25 protein-coding genes are annotated in these 23,388 nt (G+C 57.1%); 14 read left to right on the top strand and 11 right to left on the bottom strand.

Going from position 1 to position 23,388, the window contains the following annotated elements:
• Positions 1–118 precede the first annotated feature (118 nt).
• Positions 119–1,189 (bottom strand): TRAP transporter substrate-binding protein, encoded by a 1,071-nt coding sequence (locus HLUCCO03_RS06915; protein WP_027830554.1) that lies wholly within the window; start codon positions 1,187–1,189, stop codon positions 119–121.
• Positions 1,190–1,291: 102 nt separating this feature from the next.
• Complete coding sequence (locus HLUCCO03_RS06910; RefSeq protein ID WP_027830553.1) at positions 1,292–2,968, bottom strand: methyl-accepting chemotaxis protein; 1,677 nt, start codon at positions 2,966–2,968, stop codon at positions 1,292–1,294.
• A 263-nt stretch (positions 2,969–3,231) separates the two neighbouring features.
• Here HLUCCO03_RS06910 and HLUCCO03_RS06905 point away from each other — a divergent pair, with 263 nt between their 5' ends.
• The 3 genes from HLUCCO03_RS06905 (at position 3,232) to HLUCCO03_RS06895 (ending at position 5,476) form a co-directional block, all read left to right on the top strand.
• Positions 3,232–4,608 carry a CHAD domain-containing protein gene (locus HLUCCO03_RS06905; RefSeq protein WP_027830552.1) on the top strand — a complete coding sequence of 459 codons (1,377 nt, stop codon included), beginning with the start codon at positions 3,232–3,234 and terminating at the stop codon, positions 4,606–4,608.
• Positions 4,589–4,942, top strand: a complete 354-nt coding sequence (locus tag HLUCCO03_RS06900; protein WP_197025632.1) for a thiol-disulfide oxidoreductase DCC family protein — start codon at positions 4,589–4,591, stop codon at positions 4,940–4,942. Before HLUCCO03_RS06905 ends, HLUCCO03_RS06900 begins: the two co-directional genes overlap by 20 nt.
• A gap of 153 nt (positions 4,943–5,095) precedes the next feature.
• The gene (locus HLUCCO03_RS06895) at positions 5,096–5,476 is read left to right on the top strand and encodes a rhodanese-like domain-containing protein (protein WP_027830550.1); all 381 of its coding nucleotides are present in this window, start codon (positions 5,096–5,098) and stop codon (positions 5,474–5,476) included.
• 4 nt (positions 5,477–5,480) lie between these two features.
• Here HLUCCO03_RS06895 and HLUCCO03_RS06890 read toward each other — a convergent pair whose 3' ends face one another.
• Positions 5,481–5,942, bottom strand: coding sequence for a YchJ family protein (locus HLUCCO03_RS06890; protein ID WP_292016646.1), 462 nt, complete (start codon positions 5,940–5,942; stop codon positions 5,481–5,483).
• A gap of 109 nt (positions 5,943–6,051) precedes the next feature.
• Here HLUCCO03_RS06890 and HLUCCO03_RS06885 point away from each other — a divergent pair, with 109 nt between their 5' ends.
• Positions 6,052–6,783 carry a sulfite exporter TauE/SafE family protein gene (locus HLUCCO03_RS06885; protein ID WP_027830548.1) on the top strand — a complete coding sequence of 244 codons (732 nt, stop codon included), beginning with the start codon at positions 6,052–6,054 and terminating at the stop codon, positions 6,781–6,783.
• Positions 6,784–6,791: 8 nt separating this feature from the next.
• Here the strand turns inward: HLUCCO03_RS06885 and HLUCCO03_RS06880 are convergent, their stop codons facing one another.
• On the bottom strand, positions 6,792–7,472 hold the full coding sequence (locus HLUCCO03_RS06880) for a hypothetical protein (protein ID WP_027830547.1): 681 nt from the start codon (positions 7,470–7,472) through the stop codon (positions 6,792–6,794).
• A gap of 227 nt (positions 7,473–7,699) precedes the next feature.
• On the opposite strand from HLUCCO03_RS06880, the gene HLUCCO03_RS06875 reads away from it, so the two are divergent.
• Complete coding sequence (locus HLUCCO03_RS06875) at positions 7,700–9,037, top strand: HD-GYP domain-containing protein (RefSeq protein ID WP_027830546.1); 1,338 nt, start codon at positions 7,700–7,702, stop codon at positions 9,035–9,037.
• Here HLUCCO03_RS06875 and HLUCCO03_RS06870 read toward each other — a convergent pair.
• Positions 9,002–9,430 (bottom strand): hotdog fold thioesterase, encoded by a 429-nt coding sequence (locus HLUCCO03_RS06870; RefSeq protein ID WP_027830545.1) that lies wholly within the window; start codon positions 9,428–9,430, stop codon positions 9,002–9,004. The genes HLUCCO03_RS06875 and HLUCCO03_RS06870 overlap by 36 nt on opposite strands.
• A gap of 221 nt (positions 9,431–9,651) precedes the next feature.
• Here HLUCCO03_RS06870 and HLUCCO03_RS06865 point away from each other — a divergent pair, with 221 nt between their 5' ends.
• Positions 9,652–9,804 carry a hypothetical protein gene (locus HLUCCO03_RS06865; protein WP_155939865.1) on the top strand — a complete coding sequence of 51 codons (153 nt, stop codon included), beginning with the start codon at positions 9,652–9,654 and terminating at the stop codon, positions 9,802–9,804.
• A gap of 45 nt (positions 9,805–9,849) precedes the next feature.
• Here the strand turns inward: HLUCCO03_RS06865 and zigA are convergent, their stop codons facing one another.
• A complete protein-coding gene (zigA, locus tag HLUCCO03_RS06860; RefSeq protein ID WP_027830544.1) occupies positions 9,850–11,052 on the bottom strand; it encodes a zinc metallochaperone GTPase ZigA in 1,203 nt (400 codons plus the stop codon).
• 138 nt (positions 11,053–11,190) lie between these two features.
• Here zigA and HLUCCO03_RS06855 point away from each other — a divergent pair, with 138 nt between their 5' ends.
• From HLUCCO03_RS06855 to HLUCCO03_RS06835, 5 genes are read left to right on the top strand one after another with little or no spacing between them, the layout of a single operon-like run.
• On the top strand, positions 11,191–11,823 hold the full coding sequence (locus HLUCCO03_RS06855) for a DUF1826 domain-containing protein (protein WP_036197174.1): 633 nt from the start codon (positions 11,191–11,193) through the stop codon (positions 11,821–11,823).
• 50 nt (positions 11,824–11,873) lie between these two features.
• Entirely contained in the window at positions 11,874–13,196 is a 1,323-nt protein-coding gene (locus tag HLUCCO03_RS06850) for a hypothetical protein (RefSeq protein ID WP_292016645.1), read from the top strand.
• A 41-nt stretch (positions 13,197–13,237) separates the two neighbouring features.
• The gene (locus tag HLUCCO03_RS06845) at positions 13,238–14,353 is read left to right on the top strand and encodes a hypothetical protein (protein WP_027830541.1); all 1,116 of its coding nucleotides are present in this window, start codon (positions 13,238–13,240) and stop codon (positions 14,351–14,353) included.
• Positions 14,343–15,272 carry a zinc ABC transporter substrate-binding protein gene (locus HLUCCO03_RS06840; protein ID WP_027830540.1) on the top strand — a complete coding sequence of 310 codons (930 nt, stop codon included), beginning with the start codon at positions 14,343–14,345 and terminating at the stop codon, positions 15,270–15,272. The genes HLUCCO03_RS06845 and HLUCCO03_RS06840 overlap by 11 nt, the downstream gene beginning before the upstream one ends.
• The gene (locus HLUCCO03_RS06835) at positions 15,265–16,044 is read left to right on the top strand and encodes a metal ABC transporter permease (protein WP_051603747.1); all 780 of its coding nucleotides are present in this window, start codon (positions 15,265–15,267) and stop codon (positions 16,042–16,044) included. Before HLUCCO03_RS06840 ends, HLUCCO03_RS06835 begins: the two co-directional genes overlap by 8 nt.
• On the opposite strand, the gene HLUCCO03_RS06830 is transcribed toward HLUCCO03_RS06835, so the two are convergent.
• The 3 genes from HLUCCO03_RS06830 to HLUCCO03_RS06820 are packed head-to-tail and all read right to left on the bottom strand — an operon-like array spanning position 16,016 to position 18,940.
• Complete coding sequence (locus HLUCCO03_RS06830) at positions 16,016–16,816, bottom strand: ABC transporter substrate-binding protein (RefSeq protein WP_027830539.1); 801 nt, start codon at positions 16,814–16,816, stop codon at positions 16,016–16,018. The genes HLUCCO03_RS06835 and HLUCCO03_RS06830 overlap by 29 nt on opposite strands.
• Before the next feature lie 4 nt (positions 16,817–16,820).
• A complete protein-coding gene (locus HLUCCO03_RS06825; protein ID WP_027830538.1) occupies positions 16,821–18,203 on the bottom strand; it encodes a ribonuclease J in 1,383 nt (460 codons plus the stop codon).
• Complete coding sequence (locus HLUCCO03_RS06820; protein ID WP_027830537.1) at positions 18,200–18,940, bottom strand: ABC transporter substrate-binding protein; 741 nt, start codon at positions 18,938–18,940, stop codon at positions 18,200–18,202. Before HLUCCO03_RS06820 ends, HLUCCO03_RS06825 begins: the two co-directional genes overlap by 4 nt.
• Positions 18,941–19,183: 243 nt before the next feature.
• Here HLUCCO03_RS06820 and HLUCCO03_RS06815 point away from each other — a divergent pair, with 243 nt between their 5' ends.
• Positions 19,184–19,867: a type 1 glutamine amidotransferase domain-containing protein gene (locus HLUCCO03_RS06815; protein WP_027830536.1), complete on the top strand. Its 684-nt coding sequence runs from the start codon at positions 19,184–19,186 to the stop codon at positions 19,865–19,867.
• 13 nt (positions 19,868–19,880) lie between these two features.
• On the opposite strand, the gene HLUCCO03_RS06810 is transcribed toward HLUCCO03_RS06815, so the two are convergent.
• A complete protein-coding gene (locus tag HLUCCO03_RS06810; RefSeq protein WP_027830535.1) occupies positions 19,881–20,327 on the bottom strand; it encodes a thioesterase family protein in 447 nt (148 codons plus the stop codon).
• 47 nt (positions 20,328–20,374) lie between these two features.
• Positions 20,375–21,487: an S-(hydroxymethyl)glutathione dehydrogenase/class III alcohol dehydrogenase gene (locus tag HLUCCO03_RS06805; RefSeq protein ID WP_027830534.1), complete on the bottom strand. Its 1,113-nt coding sequence runs from the start codon at positions 21,485–21,487 to the stop codon at positions 20,375–20,377.
• A 92-nt stretch (positions 21,488–21,579) separates the two neighbouring features.
• On the opposite strand from HLUCCO03_RS06805, the gene HLUCCO03_RS06800 reads away from it, so the two are divergent.
• Both HLUCCO03_RS06800 and HLUCCO03_RS06795 read left to right on the top strand, forming a co-directional pair.
• On the top strand, positions 21,580–22,167 hold the full coding sequence (locus tag HLUCCO03_RS06800; RefSeq protein WP_027830533.1) for a TetR/AcrR family transcriptional regulator: 588 nt from the start codon (positions 21,580–21,582) through the stop codon (positions 22,165–22,167).
• Positions 22,168–22,235: 68 nt separating this feature from the next.
• Positions 22,236–23,363: an alkene reductase gene (locus HLUCCO03_RS06795; protein WP_027830532.1), complete on the top strand. Its 1,128-nt coding sequence runs from the start codon at positions 22,236–22,238 to the stop codon at positions 23,361–23,363.
• Positions 23,364–23,388 lie beyond the last annotated feature (25 nt).

Genomic DNA, 23,388 nt, shown 5'->3' with positions numbered 1-23,388 from the left:
CAGAATTGGACGACGTCGGGTGGGGGGCTCACCGTCCAGGATGTCCAGATTCAGTGAGCCCATCGCGATTTTGCGATTGAACGCCTTGAGGACGTTCTTCAGGGAGAGAAGGTTTCGTTCATTCCCCGGAAATACTGTTCAGATAAGCCTTGTCGGAAATGTTTGTCCACTGGCGTACCTGTTTCAGGTAATCCCGCTGGGAGTTGATAATCTCCCGTGCCAGTTCGTCCTTCTCGGCTTCCTCGGCCAGCAGCTTATTTGTTGCCTCACGCAGGGCTTCGATGACCTCCGGCGGGAACGTCTTGTGGGTCACGTCCGGATAGTCTTCCTTCATACGGTCCCAGGCTACGCCACTTTCGTGGGTGCTCTGGGTATACATGTCGTAGGCCGCAGTGCGCATCGAAACCCGCAGAATTTCCTGCAGCTCAGCGGGCAGTTTATCCCAGGTTTTCTTGTTGATGAGGAACTGTACCTCCGCGCCCGGCTCTTGCCAGCCCGAGTAGTAATACTTGGCAATCTGGTGGAAACCCATGTTGAAGTCCAGTGCCGGCCCCACCCATTCCAGGGCGTCAATAGTGCCTTTCTCCAGCGCGCTGTAGAGTTCGCCCGGCGGGATGTTGGTAACCGCTACACCGAGCTCGGACATGACTTCGCCGGCAAATCCTGGGGTGCGCATTTTCAACCCGTCCAGGTCATCCACGCTCTCGATTTCGTCGCGGAACCAACCGCCCATCTGGTTGCCGGTGTTGCCGCCGGGGAACGACAGCAGCCCGTGGGGACGATAGACCTTTTCCATCAGCTCCATGCCACCACCGTGATAGAACCAGGCGTACTGCTCCTGCGCAATCATGCCAAAGGGCACCGTGGTGAAATACATGGCGTTGGGGATTGAGCCTTTGTAGTAATAGGAGGCGGTATGACCCATGTCGTACTGGCCGCCTTTCACCAGATCAAAGATACCAAACGGTGCCTTGTGTTTGTTGGAGGAATCGATCCGGAATTTGAGCCGGCCACCGGACATTTTCTCGGCCATGGCAGCCATGTTGCGTGGCGTTTCGCCCAGGATCGGGGAGTTAGGGCCCCAGGTTTCGGCCAGGCGGATGGTGAAGGTTTCCTGGGCTACCAGCGAGGAACTCGCGGTGGCCAGCACCAGGACAAACGCAATTCTGGACAGTTTTTGAAGTATCATGGTGGGTCAGCTTCCGTTTTTTTTGTTAACGATCAGATCATCCACATCATAGCCTGCTGGCGGGCTGACGCCAATCTCAGTCCGCCAGAAGAGAAACGACGCCTATACCTTGAACTGGCCTACCAGGTCACGCAGGTTCTCACCCAGCCGTGCCAGCTCATGACTTGCTTCATTGGTCTGGGTGACACCGGTGTCGCTGCGCTGCGCTGCATCGACAATACGCACCACGTTCTGGTTGATTTCTTCGGCCACCTGGCTCTGTTGCTCGGCCGCAGTGGCAATCTGCGTGACCTGGTCGTGGATATGGCCCACAGACTTCTCGATGGTACGCAGGGCGTCGGTGGCGTGATTGATTCTTTCAACAGTCTCACTGGACCGGGTGCGGGAGGCGTCCATCCGCTCCACCGCCGCACGGGACTCGGTTACGAAACCATCAATCATGCTGCGGATCTGGTCCGCGGATTCGGCGCTGCGCTTGGCCAGCTGACGCACCTCGTCCGCAACCACCGAGAAGCCACGGCCATGCTCACCGGCACGGGCCGCTTCAATAGCCGCATTCAGGGCCAGCAGATTGGTCTGATCGGTAACCGCGTGGATCACATCCAGAACCTGGGTAATCTCATCGGTCTTCTCAGCCAGGTTACTGATGCGGGTGGAGCTTGCTTCAATTTCCTCGGACAGCTGATTAACGGATGACTGGGCATTGGCTATGGTCTCACCGCCATCCCGCGCCAGCCTGTCCGCATCGGAAGCGGCACTTTCCACCTCGTTGGCATTGCCGGAAATCTGCTGGATAGTCGCGGCCATTTCATTGATGGCCGAAGCAATCTGATCCGTCTCGGAGCCCTGCTCCTGGACGGAGGCGCGAGTTTCATTGGCTACCCGGCTGAGTTCCTCTGCGGCAGAGGCAACCTGATCGGTAGTGGCTCCCACTTCCCGAATGGTGTCCTGGATCTTCGTGACGAAGGCATTGAAACGACTACCCAGCTCCGCAAGTTCATCGTTACCTTCATCCGGCAGACGGTGGCGGAGGTCGCCTTCACCTTCTGCAATATCCTTCATCAGGGCAATCACCTGGTTCAGCGGATTAGTAACAGTGCGGCCGACAAAAATACCAATCAGCAGCGCGATGATTACCACAACCACCGTTACCAACACGATAAAACCGAGGGTCTCTGCAATCTCTTCTTCAATATCTTCCCGGGCCGCGGCAACCACTCTATCGATATCAGTGACATAAACTCCGGTACCGATCATCCAGTCCCAATCGGAAATAATGGTGGAGTAGGAAACTTTAGGTTCCACTTCGCCTGATTCGGGGTTCGGCCAGTCGTATCCGAAAAACCCGTCTTCTTCAGCCGCATCGAACAGGGAGCGCACCAGTTTCTGCACGTCCGGATTTGTTGTAGGGCCTTCCCGTGAGGGATCCGGCGCATACGCCAGGTTTTCCAGATCCCGGGCATAGGCAAACACATAGTTGCCCCCTTCGAAGGAAATGGAACGCAACCGATCACGGGCTTCCTCGCGAGCCTCTGCATCCGACAGTTCCGGATCATTCTTGGCTTCCATGATGATTGAGCGGGCCGTGTCTACCAGGTTCTTCAGCCCCTCCTTCCGCGAATCAAGCAGGCTGGCCTCCAGGCGCTCAAGCTCGGCTTCGCCGCCGGTTTTGATCTCGTCAACAGTAATCCAGGCAAGGCTGGCCGCCGTAACAAGTACTGGCACGAGAACACCCAGCAAAAGGCGGGAGCGTATGCGTAGCCTGCTCAGTAATGTCATAAAGGATTACTCCGAACAATTGAATATTTCGCGTGATTATCCACAACCTGAAGCTGTGGTGTGTTCCAGTTTGTATCGGCGATGTAAACGAATGGAGGCGAATCCCGCGGAGATCGCCACAAGCCATTAATGTACTGGGTTTATTTGTTAGAAGTGTTGTCGGCCAAGCTGCGGAGAACTTGAACCAGGGTTAGACTAAAGGTCTAGTATCCAACGACCAATCCATCAGACGAGTTGCCACGAAAGCCGCTGCCGAGGTGCAGATGAAACACCTGTATCTGATTCGCCATGCCAAATCCAGCTGGTCCGATGACAGCCTCCGGGACCATGAGCGCCCCCTCAATAACCGCGGACTGAACCAGCTGGGCCCCATGGGCAAGGCAGTCAGGGCCGAAGGTGCCCTTAAAGGTGCCGTCTATTGCAGCAATGCAACCCGGGCTATCCAAACCCTGGAAGGTTTGATGCCGCAGGATTCCCGGGAGAATGTGCATATTGCACCTGTCATTTACACCTTCAATCACGAGGTACTGCTTGACTGGCTACGCGGCCGGGAAGAAGACAGCATAACGCTCATCGGGCACAATCCGGCCCTGGAGGATCTGGCGGGCTTCCTGCTGAAACACCCTCCGGAAAATATTCCAACCTGCGGCTTCATGCACATTTCCTTACCCATAAAACGCTGGGACAGACTGGCGAAAAATACGGGCCGGCTGGAACAGTTTCTTACGCCGAAAGATATCAGCTACAAACAGTTCAATCGCAAACGAAAAAAGATCATGACCGCGGCCGATTCTCCCCTGGCCCGGCATATTCCCGAGGCCCTGCAACACCAGTATCAGCGAATGCGTGATCTGGAGGCGGGAGTTATTCGGGGCTACGACGACGAGTTTCTTCACCAGTACCGTATTGCGATTCGCCGCAGCCGCGCCATCACCGAGTCCGTCAACGAGATCAGTGCTGACGCTGAAGTACGAAAGGCGGTAAAGACGCTGAAAAGACACGCCCGCGCCACCAGCCACCTTCGTGACCTGCACGTCTTTCTGGGTGACCTGGAGCACTGGCTACAGCAACCAGAGTACGGCAAAGCCCTTGCCAGTTCCGGCGCCCACAGCTATTTCGAAAACCTGGCAAACAGAGAGCACCTGAAATTGGTCAGACGCCTGACCAGTAGAAAATACCACAAGGATATGGACCACTGGTCCAACCTTATTACCTCACGCCATTTCAAAAAAATAACCCGGAAGCTGGCAACCGGAGACATCCGGAACGCTCTTAACAAGCGTATAGAACGGTACAACAGTCTGTTGCGACAGCTGAATCACGAGTCACCGGATGAAGCAGTGCACACCCTGAGAAAGCTTCTGAAGCGTATACGTTACCTGGCTGAGCTGGACAAACCTGCCTTCGGGGACATGCTGAAGGAGCTCAAACGATACCAGCAACGATTCGGTGATTTTCAGGACCTGCATGTGCAGATCGACATGTTGCAGGCATTTCGCGACAGCATTTCAACAGAGCCGGGAATGCTGGAATCCGTGGCAGGCCTGAACAACCTGATTGCCAGTCTCGGCGCCGAAAAAACCAGCGTACGGGATGAGATACTGACTTTTGGAGATCTTGATGGACACTCTGTTCTATGACGGCCAATGCCCCCTGTGCTCGAGGGAAATCGGCACCCTGAGAAAACTGCAGCGGGGTGACCTGATCTTTGCCGATATCCATGCTCAGCGAAACCGCAAGGGTATGCTGCCCGATCGGGAGGCTTTGCTTCGCCGGCTTCACCTGCTGACCGGTGAAGGCGACTGGGTAGTGGGCCTGCCGGCCAACGTTCGCGCCTGGTCCCACACCCGTTTCGGCTTCTTCTTCAAACCGCTGCTGTGGCCTGTCATCTACCCGGTTGCGGCACGTATTTATGAAAACTGGGCTGACAAGCGCTATGATCGGAAATACGCTTGCAGCACTTGCGAGGTGTGACCGGGCCACAAAACTACCCGGATCCACCCGGCGAATATGGCATGCCCTGAAGTTCCCTGGCGCCCGGTGCGTCAATTGGGCACACCAGTGATGACGGTCGCCCCGCCAATGCCTTACCCTGTGCGTAAACGTCCATCTTTTAAGGAAGTCATCATGAAAACTGCACACGATCTTGTCGCCGAAGCCAAGAAGGATATCCACGAAGTCCCGCTGGATCAGGCGGAAGATGCCATCAAAAAAGCCGATTTACTGCTGGATGTGCGCGATGCCGACGAGTATCGGGCAGGTCATATTCCGGGAGCGGTCAATATTTCGCGGGGGCTGCTGGAGTTCAAATTCACCAATGATCCCGCATTTGAAAACCGTGACATGAACATTGTCTGCTACTGCAAGAACTCGGGCCGGGCGGCCCTGAGTGCAAAGTCTCTCAAGGAAATGGGTTATATGCACGTACAGTCTGTTGCCGGTGGTTTCGACGCCTGGCAGGAGGCAGGCAAGCCAGTAGCAAAGCCGGAACTGCCGTCGTTCGAGTAAAAAGTCATGACAGGCAACAGGCTTTATATTTCTTGCCACTCCCGCACGGGCAGGGTTCGTTCCTGCCCGGCTTGAGGGCACCTTCGCTGGTATCCCCACTGACGTAATACCAGCGGCCGCCTTCCCTGGCAAAAGTGGATTTCTCTTCCAGAAACCCCCAGCCCTCTCCGACACGATAAATGGCCCGGAAGTGCACGCTGCCGTCGTCCACCTGGTGCCCGGATGACAGTATCTGCAGCGATGTCCACCGGGGGGATTCCGAGAGATCGAGCGCTTCTGGCCGGGTACTGGTATGCCAGGTAGCCTTGAGGTAATCAGACAGGTTCAGGACAAACGCGGTATACCTGGAGCGCATTAATGCCTCCGGGGTAGGTGCCGGTTTGCCCCGATGATAAGGCTGGCAGCAGATGCTGTAGGATTCCCTGCTGCCACAGGGGCAATGTTCTGTTGTTTCCGCTGCGATCATCCGCTTTTCCCTGTGCGTTCCGAAACCGGGTAAATGGTTCATTTTAACAGTTTTAGTTGCCCGGCCGCTGTGATATCAACAGTCTTCCACCTGTTAAGGTAGCTTGCTTGTGACGGACCTTTCTCTGCTACAGATCGTTCTTGCCAACCTGGCCCTATTGGCCGGTGCCTGTTTGCAGGGCATGGCTGGTTACGGCATCGGCGTTCTTGCAGCGCCTTTGCTGTTCCTGATCAGCCCGATTCTGGTGCCTGCTCCCCTGGTTCTCAATGCCGTGGTACTGACCGTTTTCATGCTACTGCGCAACCGGGGTGCATTGCAGATTCGCGAGGTACGTTTTGCCATTGGCGGTGGTGTTGCGGGCACGATCCTGGCAGGCATCACGCTGCTGCTGATTTCGCCCAAAGGATTTGAGCTTGTGTTCGGCATCCTGATCCTGACGGGCGTATTGCTGAGTGTCGCCGGTTTACGTCCGGCGCTGAATGCCCGCAACAGCATTCTGGCGGGGGCTGCCTCCACGTATATGGGCACCATCATCGCCGTGGGCGGCCCGCCGATTGCGTTGATCTACCAGAACCAGAAGGGGCCGCTGGTGCGGGCCAATATGTCGGCATTCTTTCTGGTGGCAAGTTTCTTCAGCATCGCTGCCCTGGTGGCATCGGGCTATCTTGGGCTACGGGAACTGAAGTTGTTTGCGGTGACCTTCCCGGGCGTGCTGATCGGTTTCTGGCTGTCCGGAAAACTGGTCAACCGTATGCCATTCGAAGGCCTCAGGCCGTTCATCCTTGGCATCGCTGCCATCGCCGGTGTTGCTGCACTTGTGCGCGGACTGATGTCACTGTAGTCCGCCACTTACTCTGCCCACAGACGCGCCCGGAACCCGCTCTGTCTCCACAGTATCGCCACCCAGATGGCGTGCGTGTTGATCAGCAGTGCCAGTATCCACTCGAAGGCATCATCCATCTGGCTGTAAATATCTGGTACTACAGCGGTAAGGATGACCGACAATATGCCCACAGCCAGCGCCAGCTCACACAGCCATAACAGGTGCTTGCCGCTTCTGTGCCAGCGCGGATGCCCCCTCAGTGCCGAGCTTATCAACAACTGCGCGATGTACGTGAGCGAAAAGTAGAGCACCACACCGATACGCCGGGTCAGGTTGAAGCCGTCCCCCTCGTGGCCCAGAGCCAGCGTGTACGCAGCCAGCGATGTACAGGCGACAAAGCCAAGCCAGGGAATCCAGTGGCGCCCGCGGCTGTTGGCGCCCAGTTGCAGCAGCCACCGGCTGTTAAGAAACCAGAACAGAATGCCCAGAATCGCTGCGGGCAGCATGGTGCCCTTGAAGATGAAGTAGGCGGTGCCGTAGCGGCCGGTGCGGCTGATGCTGGTGCAACTGTCCCAGTAGGGCACGCACCAGGAGATATAACCCTCCAGTATCGACACCGCGAAAGTTACATGAATGGTGACCAGCGGAGTCAATGCAGCTGCCATGGCCAGCCACCACAATGGTACGCCGATTCTCGCATTCCTCATGGCGTCATTCCCGATACGCTGGAAGTCAAAGCTCGTCCCGGACAATCCTGACTGCGTGTCAGGCTCAAAATATCAACGCGCCACTTCTGGTTACAGCATTTGACAAAATTTTTAAAAGCACGCGATACATTGAACCCGTATTCACTCATACTTTAGTCGTGGTGATCAAAGTCTGACCAGGGATGAAACCGGTCAGCTAGCACTTTCCGGTTTGAAGAGTACGCAGTATGCCAACTGCCCGTCAGGATATTATAGAAACGGAAGTCCCTGTATCCCAGCTACAAATCGGGATGCATGTGGTTCGTCTGGACCGGCCCTGGGAAGAAACCGACTTCCTCCTGCAGGGGTTTGTTCTCCAGACCGAAGACGACGTCCTCGCGGTTCAGCAACAATGTGATACCGTATTTATCGAAGGCCGGGTGCATGTTGCCCCGGAGTCCTTCGCGCGATCACCTGCCAGCAAACCCAAAGCAACCGGTAGACCGGGTTCGGCTGGCACCTTCCAGAACGCATCATCCGTTCCGAAACGCAAAGTTACCTACATCAACAAGGTGGATACCAGCCGTGAAATGGCGGCGGCGCGGATGAGCTATAGCGATGCCAAAGCTACTGCCAGGAATATCATGTCCAGCCTGCGGCTCGGTCGCACCCTGGAAATGAACCAGATACATCAGGTAGTGGATAACTGCGTTGACAGCGTACTGCGAAATGACAACGCCCTGCTTCTGCTGACCAAGATCAAGAACAAGGACGAGTACACCGCCGAACATTGCATCAATGTCTCAATCCTGTCGGCTGCCTTTGCCAAGCATCTGGGGCTACTGGAGGGAGAAATTCGCAATGTCGCCCTGTGCGGCCTGCTTCATGATGTCGGCAAGATGCGCATCGACGACGAGATCCTGAACAAACCCGGTGCCCTCACTCCCGACGAGTTCGCGGTGATGAAAAACCACACCACTTTCGGACGCGATGTGTTGGCGGCGCTTCCCAGGCTCGCCCATTCAGCGGTGGACGTGGCTTATTCACACCACGAGCGAATGGACGGCAAGGGCTACCCCCGGGGCCTGGCCGGGCATCAGATCCCGTTGTTTGCCAAGATAGTGGGACTGGTGGACACCTACGACGCCATTACCAGCTCACGGGTCTACGACAGAGGCCGGGCCTCGATGGAGGCGTTGCAGATAATCCACCGCAACAAAGGCTCCCAGTTCGATGCCGAGCTGGCGGTGGAGTTTATCCGCATGGTTGGTGTCTATCCACCCGGGTCCATCGTTGAAATGACCAACGGGGAGGTGGGTATTGTGGTGGACACCCACAGTGCCAGCAAACTCAGGCCCAGGGTGCTGATGGTGCGGGATGCCAACAAGAATCCGCTGGCCACGTTCCGCGAAATGGACCTTCTGAAAAACATTCCGGACAGCGCCGGGCAACCTTACAAGATTGCCCGGGAGGTGCCGGATGAAAGCTACGGTATTGTGATGAAGGAGTTCATCGAGCAGGGCATACTCAATCGTAAGGCCCCGGAGGTATCAGCCCCGGTCGATGACGGCCATGGTCAGCCTTGAGATACAGGTCAGCTTGCCTTCCTCGTTCTCCAGCCGTATCTCCCAGACCTGTGTTGTGCCACCGATGTGAACCGGGCGAGCCGTCCCGTACACCCAGCCTTTGGTAACAGAGCGAATGTGGTTGGCATTGATATCCAGCCCCACCGCCACCTGGCTTTCCTTACGCAGGCAATAATTGGCGGCCATGCTGCCGAGTGTTTCCGCCAGCACTACCGACGAGCCACCATGGAGAATGCCAAACGGCTGTACCGTGCGCTCGTCCACCGGAATCCTGCCGATCACGTAGTCGTCTCCAATTTCCACGTACTCGATACCCATGGTTGCGACAGCCGTGTTCTTGCTGGCTTCCGCCATTTGCTCAAGGGTGGGAATGCTTCGGGTCCAGATTGCCATCTACTGCTACCTCCTGATATTGGGGGCCGCGATCAGACGCAAGCCCGGTTTCACAGAGTTTATACAGATAGGTAGCGAACGACCATAGGAACCATCGACCACACAACAAAATTGTAATGGTAATCGTTTGCATTTGGGGCATGGCCTGCTAATCTACAAAAAACGCCGTGACTTTCCGTCTCGCGTCCGGAGCCTGCAACAGGCAAAGAGGAGAAGGTGTGATGAACAGAACAGCAACCCAATTGGCCGGCAACGCCACCAGCATCTTTCAGGCCTGGCTGGATTTAAAACGGCAGACCGGCCGTGATGGCCGAACGACTGCCGCCAGGGATGACTCAGCATCCGGCAATGGCCAGCGGCAAAGTGGTACCTGATACTGGCCGCGCTGACGCAGGCATTATTCGCTGCCAGGTGTAACTTTAGTTCCAGGCCGGAAAGGGATCATTGAGAGACTGCCAGAACGCCTTCCCGGCCAGCAGTTGCTCTTCATCCAGAAGGCAGGCATCGAGCTGACGGGTGATGGCTTGCTGGTCAAGGTCCTGACCAATGAACACAAGCTCCTGGCGCATGTCTCCAAACGGTTCCTCCCAGCTATCCATAATGGCCTTGCGATAGTCAGGGTCTGTTGGCCAGTTTTTCTCGGGAACCGCTTTCCAGAACATGCCCGCAAACCCGTGCCGGGCAATCCCTCCTGCCTGGCTCCAATGGCCCGCGAATTCCGGTCGTGACGCCAGCCAGAAGTAGCCTTTGGAGCGAATCAGTTTGCCGCCGGTTTGCGGGTTGTGCAAAAACTCGTAAAACTTCGCAGGATGAAAAGGACGACGGGCGCGGTAGACGAAACTGCTGATGCCATACTCCTCGGTCTCGGGAATGTGTTCACCCCGCATTTCTCTCAGCCATCCCGGAGCCTGTTGGGCCTTTTCGAAGTTGAACAGGCCCGTCCCAAGCACTGTCTCAAGAGGCACTTCACCGTTGCGGATCGGAAGGATTTGCGCCTCTGTGTTGAGACTTCGCAACACTCCCCTGAGACGGTCCAGATCCTCCCGGCTGGCAAGGTCTGTCTTGCTGACCAGTATCACATCACTGAACTCCACCTGATCAACAAGCAGGTCAGACACACTTCTTTCATCTTCTTCTCCAAGACTTTCCCCGGTTTCCTGCAGGGACTGGGCCTCATCATAATCCGTGAGGAAATTCATCGCGTCCACAACGGTTACCATTGTGTCCAGGCTGGCCACATCAGAGAGGCTTGTGCCGTCTTCATCTGAGAAGGTAAAGGTTTCCGCAACCGGCAACGGCTCAGAAATTCCGGTGGATTCGATAACCAGGAAATCGAACCGTCCTTCCTGGGCCAGGCGCCGAACTTCAAGGAGCAGGTCCTCTCGCAGGGTGCAGCAGATGCAGCCATTGCTCATTTCCACCAGCTTTTCTTCTGCACGGTTCAATTCAACCTCTTTCTGAACCTGGGCGGCATCGATATTCACTTCGCTCATGTCGTTGACAATCACCGCCACTCGGCGACCTTCCCGGTTGTTCAGGATATGGTTCAATACCGTCGTTTTTCCTGCCCCCAGGAAACCGGATAGCACAGTAACCGGTAAGCGTTTGTTTTCTTTGCTCATTCAAGTCTCTCCCTGAAGGTTCGTCTTCAGTTAATGGAAATTCGGGGTTCACTTTTAATATGTTATAACATAACATTAATATCGAAATCGATGAGCTGATTTTTCTCCACCCACACTCCGGCAGATCAGGAAACGGACATGACCATTCGGCCAGCCGCACTCGAAAAATCAATCTCCATTATGGGCAGCCGGGCTGAATGCCTGACTGAAATCTTTCGGGACGAGGTCAACCTGGCGGTGTGGAACCGGGTTTTACAGCCCCGGGTTTCAGAATTTGCCGCAGCGCTGACGGGCTGCGCGGGGCAACTGGACCGGTTTGTCAGCCTCTCAGAGGGAGATAGCGTTGCATTGGCGCTTCCGAACTGGGCCCTGAAAATGGACGGAGCAGACGCTTGGGTGGCGGATGCAGACGAACTTGTAGACATGTTTCGGGTTCTGTTCGAACCCGGCGCCGTTGGTCTTAGACTGCATGTTCTTCAGGGAACCATGTGCCCGCGCTTTCACGTTGACCGTGTACCGGTGCGACTGCTCTGCACCTACCAGGGGGTTGGTACCGAATGGCTGCCGGAAGAAAAGGTTATCCGCCCCAAAAGCTCTGGCCCCCTGCCGGACCAGCCGGTAGGAGCCAGTGACTCAGAGCGCCTGCCGACCGGCGCTATCGGACTGCTGAAAGGCGAGGCCTGGGTAGGTAACGAGGGGCGGGGGCTTGTGCACAGGTCACCAGAACCGGGCGAGCAGCCGAGGTTGGTTCTGGCACTGGACTGGCTCTGATTTCTGCCAGAATCGTTACGTTATAACATTAAATAAATGGAGTTTAGACAATGAAAATTAGAAACCATCCAACCACTGGTCATAAAGCGTTTCCGGCTCACCGGTCTGCTTTGGCGATAGCGCTGTCCGCCCTGGTGATCGCGGGATGTGGCGGCAGCAGTAGCCCGGATGACGACAATGCCCATGACCACACAGACATAGATAGTGCCGGTCGCCTGGCGCTTTTCGATACCGGTGCCGGCGCAATCCGGATTCTGGATCTTGAAGAAGGAGAAACGCTGGCAAGCTTCGACATGGCCGGGGAAGAACCCAGGCTGAACAGCAGCCCGGACAGTCGCTATGCCGTCGCCATCCAGCGGGGTGACGATCTGGTTTCCTTCATTGATGGTGGCCTGTATACCGAAGACCACGGCGACCACATGCACGACTATGCAGAAACGCCCACTATGCTCAGCCTGTCGCTGAACGACAACCGCCCTACTCACTACTCGCTGGGGAAAGAGCGCGGCATCGTTTTCTTCGATGGCTCGGATGCCGCCAGCTCGAAAGTGACGCTGTTCACCGACGAATCCCTCGGCGAAGGCACCACGGAAGCTTCCCTCGATCTCGACAACAACATGCATGGGGTTGCCAAGCTCGCCAATGGCAAACTGTTTGTCACCTACCGCGATGCGTCGGCCACTGATACCACTCTGCCCGACCAGATCGAGCGCTACGGTTTCGCCAACGACACCTTCGAATTCGAGGAACGCTACAACGAAACCTGCTCCCGGCTCCACGGCGCAGCCGCCAATTCCCATGTCGTGGCCTTCGGCTGCAGCGACGGGGTGCTGGCAATTGATCTGCACGGTGACAGCTACCCCGCCACCAAGCTCGGCAATCCGGAATCACTGGAGGATGACAGCCGGATCGGAACCCTGGCCGGCCACCCCGATGTTGAAGAGCTTGTGGGCATTGCCGGTGATCAACTTTTCGTGATCGATGCTGAAGCCGCTGCGGACAACTACAGCGAACTGGTACTTGATGACGGCGTAGGCCTCATCACACAGGGCTTCGATGCCCACGGCGAGGTGTTTTATGTCATGGGTGACGACGGCAAGCTCCGTCTTTTCCAGCCCGAGAACGAATGGGCACTGGTCGCAACCATTGACGTTGCCGATCCGTTTGAAGACGGAGACGACTCTCCGGCCATCGCTCCGTCAGCGGCTGAGGATCGCCTCTTCGTGATGAACCCCAATAACAAGTCCATCACTGAAATCGATACCCACGATGGTGATGTTATTCACACGATGGACCTGGATTTCACCGCGTCCGGACTTGTATGGCTGGGACTGCCCGACAGTGACCACTCCCACGACGAGCATGATCACTAAACCCCGATCCACGAGACCATTTCACGCAGTCAGAGGATTATATGAAACCGTTAAACACTTGTGCCGGCGCTCTCGCGCTGGCCACCTTTCCGTTCACCGCAATCCAGGCCAACGAACTGAACCCGGATGTCAGCGTGATTCTTGATGGCTATTACAAACAGAACCATACGGCCCTGTCGCACCGCGACGAAGGCTTCGGGCTGGGCCATACCGAGCTGTCCCTGTCCTCACCCATCGACGACCTGTTTGAGGGCCGGCTGACCGCTGTGCTGGAAGACCACGACGGCGAAACCGAGTTGGAGCTGGAGGAAGCTTTCCTGCAGACCACCGGCATGCCTTATAACCTCAGCGTTCGCGGCGGCCGCTTTCTGTCCCAGGTGGGCTATCTGAACAGCCGTCACCTGCACGAGGACGATTTTGTCGAGCGGCCCGCCGCTTACCGGGCACTGCTTGGCAGCCATTATTTCGACGATGGGCTGCGACTGAACCTGCTGGTGCCCACCCCATTCTTCTGGCAGATCGGTGCCGAAGCCTTTGACGGCGGCAGACTGTCCGAAGGGGAGGAAGATATTGGCGTGTACACCGTCAATACGCGGTTCGGGGGCGATATCGGCGGTTCCCAGAGTTGGCAGGCGGGCTTCTCGTATCTGAATAACCGCCAGATCCATGGAGACCACGGTGATGATGACCATGAGCATGACGACCACGATCACGGCGGACACGCCCATGGCGCCGAGTACACCGGGGAAAACCTCTACATCACCGATTTGGTCTGGAAATGGGCGCCCGGCGGCAATAACCGCCAGCAGCAGCTCACACTCAGTGGTGAGTACCTGTACGTCGACGACCTCAACGAACATGCAGCCTCGGATGACGTTCACGAGGGCTGGTATGCGTCAGCGGTCTACCAGTTCGCCCCCCAATGGTCAGCCGGTGCCCGCTACGGACAGGTGGAGCTCAAAGAAGCCCATGGCGACCACTTCCACGATCAGGAGCTGAAAGAAACGGATGTGATGCTGGCCTGGTCCCACTCCCACTTCTCAACGGTGCGGCTGCAGTACACCCACCAGGATGCACATGGGTTCGAGGAAGCCGACAACACGGTGATGCTGCAATACGTGATGAGTTTCGGAGCGCACGGTGCCCATGGCTTTTAAACGACTCGTTACCGGCGTGGTGCTGGGGTTAGCCATGGTGCCGGCCCAGGCTGCTCTCAACGTCTTTGCCTGTGAACCGGAATGGGCGGACCTGGTTCTGGCCCTGGTTCCGGATGCAGACGTTCATACCGCAACCTCCGCCGGGCAGGACCCCCACTACATCGAAGCCAGGCCGAGCCTGATCTCCGCCATGCGGCGTGCGGATCTGGCGGTATGCACGGGCGCGTCCCTGGAAGCGGGGTGGTTGCCGGCGCTGATCAGCCGCGCTTCCAACAGTGTCATCCGGCCCGGCAAGCCCGGTTTGTTCTTTGCCGCGGAACAGGTAACCCTGCACCAGCCCCAAGATCATGTGGACCGCAGCATGGGGGATGTGCACCCGGAGGGCGACCCCCATATTCATCTTGACCCGGACCGGGTGCCTGTCATCGTCGATGCCCTGGCTGACCGGATCATCGAACTGGCGCCGGACCAGGAGAACGCGGTCCGCCTGCGCCAGCGGCAATGGCAGGTACGCTGGAACCTGGAAAAGGCACAATGGCGGGATGCCGCAGAGAAACTGGAAGGTACACAGGTAGCGGTCCAACACGCCACCTTCGGGTACCTGCTGCGCTGGCTCGGGGTGGAGACAGCTATCGACCTGGAACCGAAGCCGGGGTTGCCGCCCAGTGCCTCCCACTTGAGCAAGGTGCTTTCCGACCCGGCCCTGGAACGTGCAGAACTGGTGCTGATCGCCAGCTATCAGGACCGGCGCCCCGCGCAATGGCTGTCTAAAAAAACCGGGCTGCCGGTTGAAGTCGTGCCGGGCACAGTCACAGGTGAGGCCGGGAGCGACAGTCTTTCAGCACTGGTCAGCCAACTCATTGACCGGCTCCTGCAATACAGGGAAGAGCACGCGCCGGAGACCGCCCATCATGACTAGCTGGCTCTGGCTTTTGACCCCATTGATGGCCAGCCTGCTGATGGCCCTGTGCCTGGTGCCGCTGGGCCATCGGGTTCTGGAACGGGGCGTGGTGTTTGCAGACCTGGCCATTGCCCAGTGGGCGGCACTGGGCTCCCTGGCCGGCCAGTCCCTGATGCCCAACCACACCATAGCCGGCATGCCGGTCAGCGGGCTTTTGTCCGCCCTGCTGGCGGTGGCTATGGTGCATTTGATTCTGAAACTGGTTCCCGACTATCGGGAAGCAATGATCGGAACGCTCTACGTGCTGGGTGCCAGCCTGGCGACACTGGTGGTCAGCCAGGACCCCCACGGCGCCCAGCAGCTTGCGAAAACCCTCAACGGGGATCTGCTCTGGGTTACCACCATCTCGCTGTTGCCACTGGCGGCCATCACTCTGGCAGTATTGCTTTGGCACAACACCGGCTCCGAACGGTTCCGTTCAAGACTGTTTCTTCCGTTGTTCGCCGTGGCAGTGACCTTGACTGTGGATTTGGCGGGGGTCTATGTGGTGTTTGCAACCCTGATCGCGGCACCGCTGATGCTGTGCTGCCTGAGAGGGTACAGCCAGCTGATGGCCTCGGCCTTATGCTTTGCGGGGCACAGTGTGGGGCTCTGGTTGTCAGCCAGCCATGACATACCCGCCGGGCCGGCAGTTGTAGTGTCGGTGCTGGGCAGTTGCCTGTTGGCATTACTGGTATTCAGAAAGCCCGCCAGGCGGGACACTAGTCCTGCCCGGTATAAACACGGGTAAATTCCTGCGTCAACTGATCGGGCCGACCGGCATCCACCAGTTTCGACAGGCTCGCGGCAATACGTTCCCGCAACTCAACGGTGTTGCATGGCGACTGTTTGGCAAAGGTGAAAAACAACCCCTCCCGGCTGATCGGCGTCTCCAGTGCCACAAAATCATCGGCAAGACCCAGCTTTTCCAGCTTCACCTGCCCCTGCAATAATTCGTAAAGAACATAATTAACGCGGTCAGCCAGTGCCATCTGGAAGGATTGTTCAATGGTTCGTACGCCTTCGATGCGCAGATTCTCCTCAGCATAACGGTCAAAATTCTGACCGAAACTGTTGTTGATCAGAGTGCTGCCGCGTTTTTCCAGCAAATCCGGCCAGTGGCGATAGACAAATTCACCACCCCTGGGTACCCAGACAACCGTTGGGAGATGAGTGATCGGAGGAAGCAGGTAATCCATGTAACGAATGCGTTCAGAGGTATAAAACGCACCTGCTACCATGTCGATTTCTCCCAGGCTGGCCACATGCTGAACCCGGGCCCAGGAGCCGAGATCTCTGACTACAACCTCCAGGCCCATGGGTTCCACGATTTCCCGTAAAAGGGCCGGTAAAGCGCCGATGAGATAGCCATCATCCGCTGATTCCCGCCACAGCAAGGGCGGGTATTCCGGGTTGCCACTCACGGTAAGCGTCTTGCAGTTGAGCTCCGGAGAGGCACTTGCGGGAGCCAGCGCGAACATGGTCACGACCAATGCACAAACGTTGTAGAAAGCTTTCAACATCGGTTTACTCGACTCTGACAAGCGCCTGTTTCTCCCACCCCAGGCGCCCGGTTTCCGTAATCTGGCGACGAATCCCCGGCACCGGACGGATCATGAACAGGTCACCATTTCGGCCCACCATGGCCCTGGGCACTCCATTTGCCTTCGCAATCCCGGCGTGAGTTTCCATATGTGTCGCCTCGCCATGGACCGGAATGGCAATGGCAGGCCTTACCCACTGATACATTAACTCCAATTCTTCCTGAGCGGGATGACCTGAAGCATGAATCGGTAAATTGGCATCCTCGGCAGTAATCACCGACACACCCATGGCTCGCAGCCTGGCGATCAGTGCCTCGATCGCCTCTTCATTGCCCGGAATGGCGCGGGCGCTGAAGATTACCCGATCCCCGGCCTCCAGTTCAAAATCCGGATGATTACCGGCGGCGAGTCTGCGCAAGGCAGTGCGTGGTTCGCCCTGGCTGCCCGTGGCCACGGCCAGCATCTCCTCGCGTGGCAGATAGCCAAAATGGGAGGCATTGATCAGCGAATCGGCGGTATCCCAGAGCCCGGACGCCTTGGCGGCATTGCTCATATTGATGAGCGAACGGCCAATCAGGCCCATATAGCGGCCGGTTGCCCGGGCGACCATGGCCAGGGTATGCAGGCGGGCGATATTGCTGCCAAAGCAGGTGACAACCACCCGGCCGGTTGCCGGTTTGATGGCTTCCAGCAGGCCATTGTAGAGCGCCGATTCCGAGGTTGAGTGGCCTTCCACGGTGGCATTGGTGGAGTCGCACACCATGGCATCCACGCCCTCTTTTGCCAGATCGGTAAAGGTGTTTCTGGAATAGCCGTGGCCGACCAGCGGGTGGTCATCCAGCTTCCAGTCCCCGCTGTGGAAGATATTCCCCGCCGAAGTGCGGATCATCAGGGCATTGGGGTCGGGAATGGAGTGGGTCAGGGCCAGCCATTCCACCTCGAAGGACCCGATCGCCCTGCGATCACCCACGTTTACAACATGAATGGGGACACGATGCAGCAGATCGAATTCCGCGAGCTTTCTGCGCAGGATTTCGGCGGTGAAACGGCTGGTATAGATCGGGCATTGCAGCAATGGCCAGAGGTAGGGCACGGCACCAATGTGATCTTCATGGGCGTGGGTGATGATCAGCCCTGCCAACTGATCGCGACGATCGGCGATAAAGGCAGGATCGGCCATCTGTACCGGCGGCTCACCCCGGTGGTGTACCGTACCGTCGGCAGCGATCCTGCCGGGCCTGGGGAAGGTAACGCCGCAATCCACCATCAGCCAGCGGCCGTCATGGCCATAAAGATTCAGGTTCATCCCGATTTCGCCGGTGCCTCCCAGCGGGAGGAACCACAGGTCATTCTCATCCGGTGTCATCGTTCAGCGTGATCCTGATAGCCCCTTACCAGCTTTTCATACGTGCCTTCCTGACGAATCTGTTCAAAAGCCTGGTTAATCTCGTCCTGGTGGGAAAACATCGGTGATGTTCTTGAAATCGCAATGTAGGAATGCTCGCCAGGAATCTGATAGGGTGAAATGGATACTTCTGAGCCCAACTGGTTCACGGTATGTTTACCCACCAGTTCCGGTGCAACCACCACGTCAACGCGATCCTTTTCCAGCATTCGCATCAGGTTTTCATATCGCGCAATCGGCTCTTTGTCGAGCTTGTCGTCAGCATCAAATTCCTCGAAGTAACTGGCACCCTCCAGAACACCAATTGTCTTGCCGTACAGGTCCTCGTATTCTTCGATCCGGTTTTCGTCACGGTAGTAGAAAAACAGTTTACGCTCTGGCGGGAACACCGGCGCCACAAACGCCATGACCCGCTCCCGCTCCTCGGTTTTCAGGGGGCCAAGCATCACGTCGACCGTGCCCTCCTCCATCATGAGCAATATCCGGCGAAACGGAGCTTCCACATAGCGAATATCCCAATTTATGCGCCGGGCTATCTCGTCAAATATGTCCACGTAGAGACCTGCAGGGCCTTCATCGGTGGTCACCCTGTATGGTGGAGCATGGTTAATACCCACAGTGACCGAGCGACGCTCCTCTGCAGAGGCAGCAAAGGCCAGAAACAGTATCGCTGAGAAACAGACAACAATAAGACGCACTGGGGGGCTAACCTTCCATGAGATGATTATCGAGGCCTGGAACCGGAACCCGGGTTCAGCCTTTGCGGCATGATCCCTGAAAGTGTAGTTCATAAACAGTAAGCAGAATCCACAAATCTGCCGTGAGTGGGTTGGCGTAGATGATTCGCATAAAGTGGTTGATTTACCGCGTGGCCGTCACAACAGATTACCTGTAGAGCAGTTGGTCACCCATTCATTTAAAAACCAGGAAGGACAGCCTCAATGAAAGTACTGATGGTTCTTACTTCACACGACCAGATGGGAGACACCGGTCACAAGACCGGGTTCTGGCTGGAAGAATTCACTGCGCCCTATTATGTTTTCCGGGATGCCGGCGCCGACATTACCATCGCCTCCCCGAAAGGCGGTCAGCCCCCGGTAGACCCGAACAGCGAAGCCGAAGACGCCCTGACAGAAACCACCCGCCGGTTCCAGCAGGACGCCCACGCCAAGGAGTCACTGGCCAGCACCAAGAAGCTGGGCGACGTGGATATGACCGAGTACGACGCCATTTTCTACCCCGGTGGTCACGGCCCGCTCTGGGATCTGGTCAACAACGAGAAAAGTATCTCGCTGATCAAGACCGCCTACGAGCAGGACAAGGTTATCGGTGCCGTCTGCCATGCACCGGCCGTATTCAAGAATGTGGAAGTGAAACCGGGGCAGAATATCGTAGGTGGCCGCAAGGTGACCGGCTTCAGCAACAGTGAAGAAGAAGCCGTAGGTCTGAGCGGCATTGTGCCCTTCCTGCTGGAAGACATGCTCAAGGAAAACACGGCTACCTACACGAAAGGGGACGATTGGGGGCCCCATATCGTGGTGGACGGCAAACTGATCACCGGCCAGAACCCGGCCTCCTCCGAAGGCACCGCCAAGGCCGTGGTACAGGCCCTTCAGGAGGACTGAACCGAACCAGCCGTTATTCCCCGGCGTGGCTGATCAGCACGCCGGGTGCTCCCACCTCCAGTTTTTCCCGAATAGTATTCGGAACAGGCGTTTTTGCCATCTTTGACGGCTGAATCAGCACATAGGTAATGTCCGCCTCGGCAACCAGGGCCTCGTCGCCATAACGATAGAACTCCAGGTGCACGGTGAACGAGGTGTTGCCAATCCGCCCTGCCTTTATTCTGGCTTCCAGCACATCATCAAAACGCGCCGGCGCGCGATAGTTCATCGTCAGGCTGACCACCTGGATGTCAAGATCCTCATCCAGCAGGTTCTGGTAGTCCCCGAACAGGGCGCGGATGTACTCATTGACGGCAATATCCACATAGTCGGCGTAGCGGGCGTTGAACACCACACTCTGGGCGTCGCATTCGCTGTAGCGGACGCGGAAGCGGAATCGGAAAGGGTTATCGGCAGTCATCAACTTCTCCCGGGCCCTGGATCACTGATACAGGGCCATGTGCCACATCAGAAATGAATAACCGTCCGGATACTCTTACCCTCATGCATCAACTCAAACGCCTCATTGATGTCTTCAAGGGGCATGTTGTGGGTAATGAACACATCCAGCGGAATGTCCCCCGTCTTGGCTTTTTCCACGTAGCCTGGCAGTTCCGTGCGGCCTTTAACGCCGCCGAAGGCAGACCCCTTCCAGACCCGGCCGGTGACCAGCTGGAATGGGCGGGTGCGAATTTCCTCGCCGGCGCCGGCAACGCCGATGATGATGGATTCGCCCCAGCCCTTGTGGCAGCACTCCAGGGCTGAACGCATCACGTCCACGTTGCCGATGCACTCGAAGGAGTAGTCCACGCCGCCGTCGGTCATTTCAATGATGACTTCCTGGATTGGCTTGTCGTAGTCCTTGGGATTCATCACGTCGGTAGCGCCCAGCTGTTTTGCGATATCGAACTTGCCGGGGTTGATGTCGATGGCAATAATGCGGCTGGCCTTGGCCATGGTGGCGCCGATGATGGCGGCCAGGCCGATTCCGCCGAGGCCGAAGATGGCCACCGTTGCGCCCTCTTCCACCTTGGCGGTGTTCAGTACCGCACCAATGCCGGTGGTAACGCCACAACCCAGCAGGCACACTTTGTCCAGCGGCGCTTCCTTGGGGATCTTGGCCAGGGACACCTCCGGCAGCACGGTGTACTCGGAGAAGGTCGAGCAGCCCATGTAGTGATAGATGGGTTCGCCCTTGTAGGAAAACCGGGAGGTGCCGTCCGGCATCACACCCTTGCCCTGGGTTTCACGAACGGAACTGCACAGGTTGGTCTTGCCGGACGTGCAGAACTTGCACTTGCCACACTCGGCTGTGTAGAGAGGGATCACGTGGTCGCCGACTTCCACGGACGTCACGCCTTCGCCGACGGCTTCAACAATGCCACCGCCCTCATGGCCCAGGATGGCCGGGAAGTTGCCTTCAGAGTCAGCACCTGAAAGGGTGTAGGCATCGGTATGGCATACGCCAGTGGCAACGATGCGCACCAGCACTTCCCCTTTCTGGGGTGGGGCAACATCTACTTCCACAATTTCCAGCGGTTTATTGGGGGCAAATGCCACCGCAGCTCGGGATTTGATCACTGGCAGACTCCTTGAAATGTTGTCGGGATTTGAAAGCATCTCGGGTTTCACGTGTTTGACGCATTGTAGACGACCGGTCTAATATAACAACCATGCCATCAAAAGACACACGCGACCATATCATTCAGACCGGCGCCGAACTCATCGGCCAGAAAGGCTTTGGTGCCACCGGCATCAACGCGGTTCTGACCGCTGCAGGCGTACCCAAGGGCTCGTTCTACCATTACTTTAGCAGCAAGAACGATTTTGGCCTTGCCGTGATTGATAGCTTCGCGAGAGAGTACGATGCCAAGCTCGAACGGATTCTCACAGATCCCACGCGCTCGTGTGTCGACCGGCTGTATGCCTATTTCGACACCGGCTTCGAAAGTATCACCAGCTGTGAATACACCAGCGGTTGCCTGATCGGCAATCTCGGTCAGGAACTGTCCGGGCAGAACGAAACCTTCAGAACGCGACTCAACAATGTGTTTTCCGGCTGGGAGAAGCGTTTCGAGCGTTGCATCGCCCAGGGCCAGGAAGCCGGTGAGATTGACCGGACGGTTGTGCCCTCTGATGTGGCCAGCTTCCTGCTGTCAGGCTGGGAAGGCGCCATTCTGCGCGCCAAGGTACTCAAGTCCACCGAACCCATGGAACGTTTTGTCCGGGTTTTCTTCTCCCAGTGCCTCGGCATCCACTGAATTTTTTTTAAACTCGTGATTAGTAGACTGGTCTAATTAAAACCTGTTAACTCCAGAGGAAATGACTGATGAACAACCCAGATGATGCACTGTTTCAACCTTACGAACTCGGCCCACTGACCTTGCCCAACCGGGTACTCATGTCGCCACTGACCCGTGCCCGCTCCGCACAGCCCGGCGATGTGCCCAATGATATGAACGTAACCTATTACCAGCAGCGTGCCGGGGCTGGCCTGATCATCAGTGAGGCCACCCAGGTATCGCCGCAGGGTAAGGGCTACGCCTTTACCCCCGGCATTCATTCCCCGGAGCAGATTGAAGGCTGGCGCAAGATCACAAGCGCGGTACACATGGCCGGTGGACGCATCCATATGCAACTCTGGCATGTTGGCCGCATCTCCCACACCGAACTTCAGCCCGATGGCCAGAAGCCCGTAGCGCCCTCTGCCATCAAACCGGAAGGAGCAAAAACCTTCATCAGCGCTGACTCTGGCATGGTGGATATTCCGGAGCCGCGGGCTCTGGAGGCCAGCGAGATGGAAGACATCGTAGAGCAGTTCCGCCGGGGCGCCCGGAATGCCAAAGAGGCCGGATTCGACGGCGTCGAAGTCCACGCTGCCAACGGTTATCTGCTGGACCAGTTCCTCAAGAGCGGCAGCAACCACCGCACCGACGACTTCGGTGGTTCCCTTGAAAACCGCATGCGCCTGCCACTGATGGTGATGGAAGCGGTGATTGATGTCTGGGGCAAGGACCGGGTTGGCGTCCGCATCAGCCCGACCGGAAGCTTCAACGCCATGGTCGACGAGAATCCGGTTGAAACCTTTGGCGAATTCGCCAGGAAACTCAACGACCTTGGCATCGCCTACGTCGAAGTGGTGGAGGATTCCTTCCAGGGCAACCACGCCGATGGCCGCCCGGAAGAGGTTATCGACGCCATTCAGGCCGGTTTCAAAGGCACCTACATTGCCAACGGCGCCTACACCGCAGAGGAAGCCCGCAAACGCATCAGCCGCGGCCGTTGTGACCTGGTGACCTTCGGTCGCCCGTTCATCGCCAATCCGGACCTGCCGGAGCGCTTCCGCCAGCATGCAGAACTGAACAAGTGGGACGACAGCACCTTTTACGGTGGCGACGAACGTGGCTACACCGATTACCCAACGCTGAAAGAGCTTGAGCCTGAAACCAGCGCCTAGTTCAAAAAATGGAACCAATCAGGAG

The sequence above is a fragment of the Marinobacter sp. HL-58 genome (genome assembly GCF_001314605.1).
Classification (GTDB): domain Bacteria; phylum Pseudomonadota; class Gammaproteobacteria; order Pseudomonadales; family Oleiphilaceae; genus Marinobacter.
The sequence above is the reverse complement of the archived record's forward strand: the minus strand, read 5'-3'. Positions and strand labels throughout refer to the sequence as shown.